The sequence below is a fragment of the Limnospira sp. genome (assembly GCF_051859755.1).
GTDB classification, from domain to species: domain Bacteria; phylum Cyanobacteriota; class Cyanobacteriia; order Cyanobacteriales; family Microcoleaceae; genus Limnospira; species Limnospira fusiformis.
Genome location: NZ_JBIMLI010000039.1, coordinates 29,553 through 36,207, shown reverse-complemented (window position 1 = coordinate 36,207; position 6,655 = coordinate 29,553). Strand labels below are relative to the sequence as shown.

The 6,655-nt window shown below is 43.8% G+C and carries 4 protein-coding genes; 3 read left to right on the top strand and 1 reads right to left on the bottom strand.

Annotation, left to right across the window (positions count from 1 at the left end):
* The 3 genes from ACTIE0_RS09440 to ACTIE0_RS09430 form a co-directional block, all read left to right on the top strand.
* Nucleotides 1-217, top strand: a 217-nt coding sequence (locus tag ACTIE0_RS09440; protein ID WP_439516887.1) for a hypothetical protein, incomplete at its 5' end; no start/stop codon positions are given.
* A gap of 51 nt (nucleotides 218-268) precedes the next feature.
* Nucleotides 269-1,006: a polysaccharide deacetylase family protein gene (locus ACTIE0_RS09435; RefSeq protein ID WP_006668793.1), complete on the top strand. Its 738-nt coding sequence runs from the start codon at nucleotides 269-271 to the stop codon at nucleotides 1,004-1,006.
* 2 nt (nucleotides 1,007-1,008) lie between these two features.
* A complete protein-coding gene (locus ACTIE0_RS09430) occupies nucleotides 1,009-3,420 on the top strand; it encodes a calcium-binding protein (protein ID WP_006625119.1) in 2,412 nt (803 codons plus the stop codon).
* 15 nt (nucleotides 3,421-3,435) lie between these two features.
* Here ACTIE0_RS09430 and ACTIE0_RS09425 read toward each other — a convergent pair whose 3' ends face one another.
* Nucleotides 3,436-6,570: a transglutaminase family protein gene (locus ACTIE0_RS09425; RefSeq protein WP_006625120.1), complete on the bottom strand. Its 3,135-nt coding sequence runs from the start codon at nucleotides 6,568-6,570 to the stop codon at nucleotides 3,436-3,438.
* Nucleotides 6,571-6,655: the final 85 nt, after the last annotated feature.

The following is a 6,655-nucleotide window of genomic DNA, read 5'->3' as shown; positions in this document are numbered from 1 at the left end:
GCCAGTTAAGGCTATAGCTGGTCAGCTACCTGAAAGGGGGGCACGAAGCCCCCGTGCTTCAGCCGGGGGTGCTGACTTTGCTACAATTGGTCTAAGTACGATTATAGATCAAACTCGGATTTTTCGCAAATCCTATGTTAATGGGGAGGATAAACTATTACACGCTATAGAGTCGGTGTTGTCTACTGGTCTGGCTGAAGGTGAGAGTTTCGCCTAAGTTCATCAACTCAATAACTGTTGGTAGGTCACGAGTAAGGAAATTGGTAACATGGCTAAATCTCCCATCAAACTGCAACTAGCTTTTTTGTATCCGTTATTATACCCTCTGTTAAAATTCGGTTTTCCTAATTGTTTATGGAGTGGTAATTTATCTCAACGACAAATCGCCCTAACTATAGATGACGGTCCCCATCCTCAATATACCTTGGAATTATTGCAAGTTTTGGACTATTGTCAGATTAAAGCTAGTTTTTTTTGGTTGGGAATTTTCGTCGAAAAATATCCTAAAATTGCTCAAGAAGTCCATCAGCGCGGGCATTTGATTGGGATTCATGGTTATCAGCACAAGTCTTTTACTAGGTTAAATAAACGAGAATTAAAGTTAAGTTTAGACCGAACTCAATCGGCGATTTGTCAGATTTGTGGATTGCCAGAAAATCAAGTTATCTATGTGCGTCCTCCTAATGGATTGTTTACCGGGAAAACTTTACAACTTCTGAATAATTGGAACTATCGAACAGTGATGTGGTCTGTGGTTCCGGAAGATTGGGTAGAACCGGGGGTAGAGGTGGTGAGCGATCGCATTTTGCGACAGACTAAAAATGGCTCGATAATTGTCCTTCATGATGGCTATTTTGGTGGCTGTCATGTAGCAGAAACTAGCGCTAAGGTGATTCCAAAATTATTAAAACAAGGATATGAGTTTGTCACTATTGATCAGTTGTGGATGGGAAGAAAAAATGATACCCTGTTCCCTGTTAGTAATAAAATGCGATCGCCTAATTAACTATGGTATTAAGACCTGAAACTGATCCAATTACTGGTTTGCTGCGCCTTGTCGGAGATGATAACCCCGTAGATATCACCTTTTTTGAGAATCAATTAGGGGTGTTTCCCTTGGGAGTATTTCTAGGGTCTGGAAATGATACAGTCCGAAGTTTAGTAGACCCAGCACTAATTTATGGAAACCAGGGGAATGATCAAATATTTGGAGGGGGAGGAAATGACACCTTATATGGCGGTCAGGGAGATGATTATATCGAGGGTAATGAAGGTGATGATTTAATCTTTGGAAATGCTGGGAATGATATCCTATCAGGAGGACCGGGAAATGATACCATATTTGGGGGACCGGGAAATGATGTTATTGATGGAGATGCGGGAAATAATCTAATTTATGGTGGACAAGGTTCTGATATTCTTAGGGGTGGAGAAGGTAATGATTTAATTTTGGGAGATGCTGGAGAAAATACCATCTTTGGCGGACCAGGAAATGATACCTTATATGGGGGAACTGATGATGATCAAATTGGTGGCGGACTGGGAAATGATCTGATTTTGGGCGGATCTGGTGATGATATTATTAGCGGTGGCGAGGGGGATGATACCATCTATGGGGGACTGGGAAACGATCTGATTTTAGCAGACGAGGGTAATAATATACTATTCGGAAATTCCGGGAGTAATACCCTAGTAGGAGGGACGGGAAATGATACCTTTGTCTTAGAGGCTGGTAATGGTTGGACCACCATTGCTGACACTGATCAGATTTTTGATTTTACCCCCGGACAAGATACTATTTTGCTACTGGGAGATGCTCCCATAGACCAGCTAAATATTATTCTTGATGACACTAACCCTAATATAAATAATACCATTCTGGAAACTCCCACCGGAGAAATTATAGCCCTATTGCGAGGTATCCGTCCTAATGATATTAACCGCAGTGACTTTTTTGTTCCGGGTGTTTTATCCTTTGAATCAACCAGATTTGAAGTACAGGATAATGGCATGAGTACCCAACCCATTACCGTGGTGCGTTCCGGTGGTGAAGATGGTGCAGTTAGTGTAACTTTGATTCCCAGTTTATTAACTCCTTTACCTCCCAGGGGTGTTGATATCAGCCCAATTATGATTAATTTTCCCGATGGAGAATTGGGGGGTAAAACTGTATCAATTCTCATCGCTAATAATCCCATTGTTACCTATCCTGAAGTCTTAGAATTATCGTTACAAGATGCCACCGGAAATGCTACTTTAATTAATCCCACTGTGGCGACATTAAGCATTATTTCTGACCAGACTCCCCCTGACCCTATCCAAACCTTTAATAACCCCATACCTGAATCTTTTGCTAGGTTTGGCGCGGCTTTAGAAACTGTGAACAATCAGATTTTAATTGGTAGTCCGGGATGGAATAATTCCCAAGGTCTAGTTTATGTTTTAGACGGCACAACGGGAGAAATTTTACCAGCCTTTCAGAACCCTTCTGCTAATGCTGGAAGTTCAGAGTTTGGCGCTGCTATTGCTAGTTTAGGTTTAGCCCCGGTAATTGGTGCGCCCACAGATAGTAGCATCGCCTTTGCTTCGGGTGCGGTTTATGTTTATAATACGATAACTGGTTTACCCGTAACTCAATTATTTAATCCCACCCCAGAACCTTTTGATTATTTTGGCTACAGTTTGGCGACTATTGGTAATGATATAATAATTGGTGCGCCAGGGGATAGTACATCGGAATTGCGAGGGGGAATTGCTTATTTATTTGATGGTATAACCGGAGAATTACGGCAAATTTTTAATAATCCTAACCCGCAACCAGATGATTATTTTGGGGCGGCGATCGCCTCTGTGGGAGACTGGGTATTAATTGGCGCACCGGGTAGTTTGGGAATTGGTCAGTCAAACAGTCCGGGTTCGGCTTATTTATTTAATAGTGTAACGGGAGATTTAATCCAGTCTTTCCGTAACCCTAACCCAGGACTAGATAATTTTGGTCATGCTGTCGCCTGGACGGGAATTGGACGGGATATTATCATCGGATCTCCGGGTGATGACCAGCGGGGAATAAATGCTGGGGCGGCATTTTTAATTGATGGTATTACTGGGTCAATTTTGGCAAATTACACACCGGAAAACTTGCGGACAGGCGATCGCTTTGGTGAGTTCATAACCACCACCAGCAACAATAATGTTGTGGTAGGATCTCCCGGTTTCGGTCCTTTCGATTTTGGGGCGGCGTTCAAATTCCAGTTACGCACCGGGGAATTATTAGAAACCTATTTACACCCCGAACTTCCTCCCAGTGATGGAGTGTTGAACTTTGGTAGTGCGATCGCCAGCTTTAATGCAGGGCTAATAATTGCCGCCCCAGACACGAATATCGGCTTAGAAGGTGTTGGGGCGGTTTATCAGTTTTAGGCGACTTTAATGGATTTATACCCGGCGCAAATCTAAGGTTAAAGGGTATTCAGGGCTTAAATTGGGGGTGGAAATTTCCCAAGTTCCGGGAGTGTGACCCATGGCTACAAACCTTTCTAACATCCGGGACTCAGCCTCCCTTTCATTAATGGGAAATGTTGTATAAACTACCCCATTAGGAGGGTTGATATAATAACTACATCCCCCAATAGAACGCATAGCCCAAGTATCAACAATATCGAATAATAGGGGAGTATGGGGGTTAATAGAAGGATGCAATAAAGCCGCATATTGTCGCGCCCGGAACCTGACCCCGCCCACATATTCCCCTGGTTTAAGGGTGGATTTTAACGGCACTGCATAGCCATTACAGGTGACAATATAACGATGGGAAAAGCCATCTAAACCGGGAGAATTTCCCATCGCCCCCCGTAACATAACCTGTAGCCTTTCCATGGAAGAATCAACATATCTAGCGTTACCACCATTTCCGGTTTCTTCTCCTAAAACGTGCCAAGGTTCTATGGCATTTCTTAACTCTAATGTCACCCCATCACGGGTAATTTCTCCATAGACGGGAAAGCGAAAATCTACAAATGGTTTAAACCACGCCAAATTAAAGGGATAACCCGCCGCGTTTAAATCCCTTAAAACTGTGCCTAAATCTTCTTCAATAAAATAGGGCAGTAAAAAGCGATCGTGTAGGGTAGTTCCCCAACGAATTAGGGGTTTAGTATAGGGATGTTCCCAAAACCAAGCTACTAGGGAACGAATTAACAACATTTGCAATAGCCCCATTTGTGCATGGGGAGGCATCGCAAAAGCCCGAAACTCTAATAGCCCTAACTGGTTGCGATAATTCTCTAATGGGTAGAGTTTATCAATACAAAATGCTGAACGGTGAGTATTTCCGGTGACATCAATTAGCAGATTTCGCAATAAGCGATCGACCAATCCTGGTGGTATTTCTCGCCCCTTTTCTAGCTCTTGAAAGGCGATTTCCAACTCATATAATCCTTCGTGTCTGGCTTCATCTACCCGGGGTGATTGGCTAGTCGGTCCGATAAATAACCCCGCAAATAAGTAGGATAAACTAGGGTGATTTTGCCAATAGGAAATCAAACTTCTTAATAAATCTGGGCGACGTAATAGGGGGCTATCTTGAACGCTTTTACCGCCAATGGTGATATGTGCGCCGCCTCCGGTACTTATGCGCCGACCATCTAGGGCATATTTTTCGGTTCCCAACCGACATAGCCGCGCTTCCTCATACAAGGTGGTGGTAATTTCGGTTAATTCTGACCAATTTTTGGCGGGGTGAATATTGACTTCAATTACTCCCGGATCTGGGGTAATCTGAAATCCCATAATCCCATCATTTCCAGGGGGGGTGTATCCTTCAACTAACACGGGAATATTAACAGCAGTGGCGGCTTTTTCAATGGCTGTAATTAAATCTAAAAAACACCGGGCGGAAGTTATGGGAGGAACGAAAACATATATACAGCCATCCCGCGCTTCTACCGCCATGGCTACCCGCACGGAATTTTCTGGTAAATTGATGGGTTCGGAACCAACCACAGCAGGTTTATGATCTAGAGATACTCGCGCTTCTGGGTGCAATTCTTCTGACCAACTTATGCTACTTAATGGCAGTCGAAATCCCAAGGGCGAATCACCTTTTAATAAAATCAATTTCTCCTGTGGTAATTTCCAAGGACAGCTACCCCAGCGTAATTCTTCGGACTCGACAACTGGTAAAATTGGTAAGGCATAACCGGCTAATTCTTCGGTTTCTAATTCATAGGTGGGAATAATGCGATCGCTTTCGATTCCTAAATGTTTAACTAATTCTTGAATAACGATTTCCGCCTGTTTAATCCCATAGCCATAATCGTCACCATCTACCGCCATGAAAGCCCGATTATGCCAAATAGGTTTACCGTCTTCTCGCCAATAACAGCCTAAAGCCCACCTCGGCAAAATTTCCCCCGGATACCATTTTCCCATGCCATAATGTAGCAAGCCGCCACCCTTGGAAAACTTATTTTCTAGGCGGTGTAATAACTGTCCGGCTAACCTGCGCTTTTCCTCTCCCAAGGCTTGTACCTGCCACTGGGGAGACTCAAAATCATCAATAGAAACAAAAGTAGGTTCCCCACCCATGGTTAAACCTACTCCCAAACTTTGCAATTTATCCTCTACTGCTTCCCCGAGGCGGTCTATGGTTTCCCATTGAGTGGGGCTATAGGGTTGACTGGTGCGGGGTTGATTTTCGTAGCGAGAAACTGTCACCGCAAACTCTAAATTTGACCCGCAAGGTTCCGCTGTTCCCTGAACTGGGGAGGCAGCCTGGGGGTCGGCGGTACACACTAGGGGAATATGACCTTCTGCTGCTAAAAAACCAGAGGTGGGGTCTAAACCAATCCAACCAGCGCCGGGAATATATACTTCCGCCCAAGCGTGTAAATCTGCATTATCAGCCTCTGGTCCTGGGGGTCCATCTAATGGGGGAACATCGGGTTTCAGTTGAATCAGATAACCCGATACGAAACGGGCAGCGAGTCCATAGTGCCGCAAAATCTGCACCATTAACCATGCTGTATCTCGACAGGAACCTATTTGAGTTTTTAGGGTTTCTTCGCAGGTTTGAATCCCTGGTTCAAATCTGACTGTATAATTAATATAATCAGAAATTTTCTGATTAATGGTAATGATAAATTCTGGGGTATATATATCTTTGACCCGGTGCTGTTCTACCCAGTCTTTGAGTATGGGGCTGGATTCATCTATTTCTAAAAAGGGGATTAATTCCCGCCCCAGTTGTTCTTCGTAGATAAACGGATAGCGTTCGGCATAGCTTTCCATGACGAAGTTAAACGGATTAATCGGGTGTAAATCCGCAATAATATCTACTGTGACCCCTAGGCGATCGGTTTTTGATAAAAAGTTCAGCCTCCCCAAATAATTGCCATAGGGGTCCTGTTGCCAGGTCATCGTATAATCACTAGGTTCAATCTTGAGGGAATAGCTATTAATGGGGGTGCGACAGTGGGGAGAAGGTCGCAATCCTAATGTATGAGGACCTAGAATTACTGGCTTTTCAAAATGGTAGACAAGCTGATGGTTTAGGCTAACTTTTACTGACATAACTCAATTTGGGCAAGAGGGATATATGGTTCGGAATTTCGCAATTTCAGCCGGCAAAAGACAATACAAAAAAGTTACCTCTCTT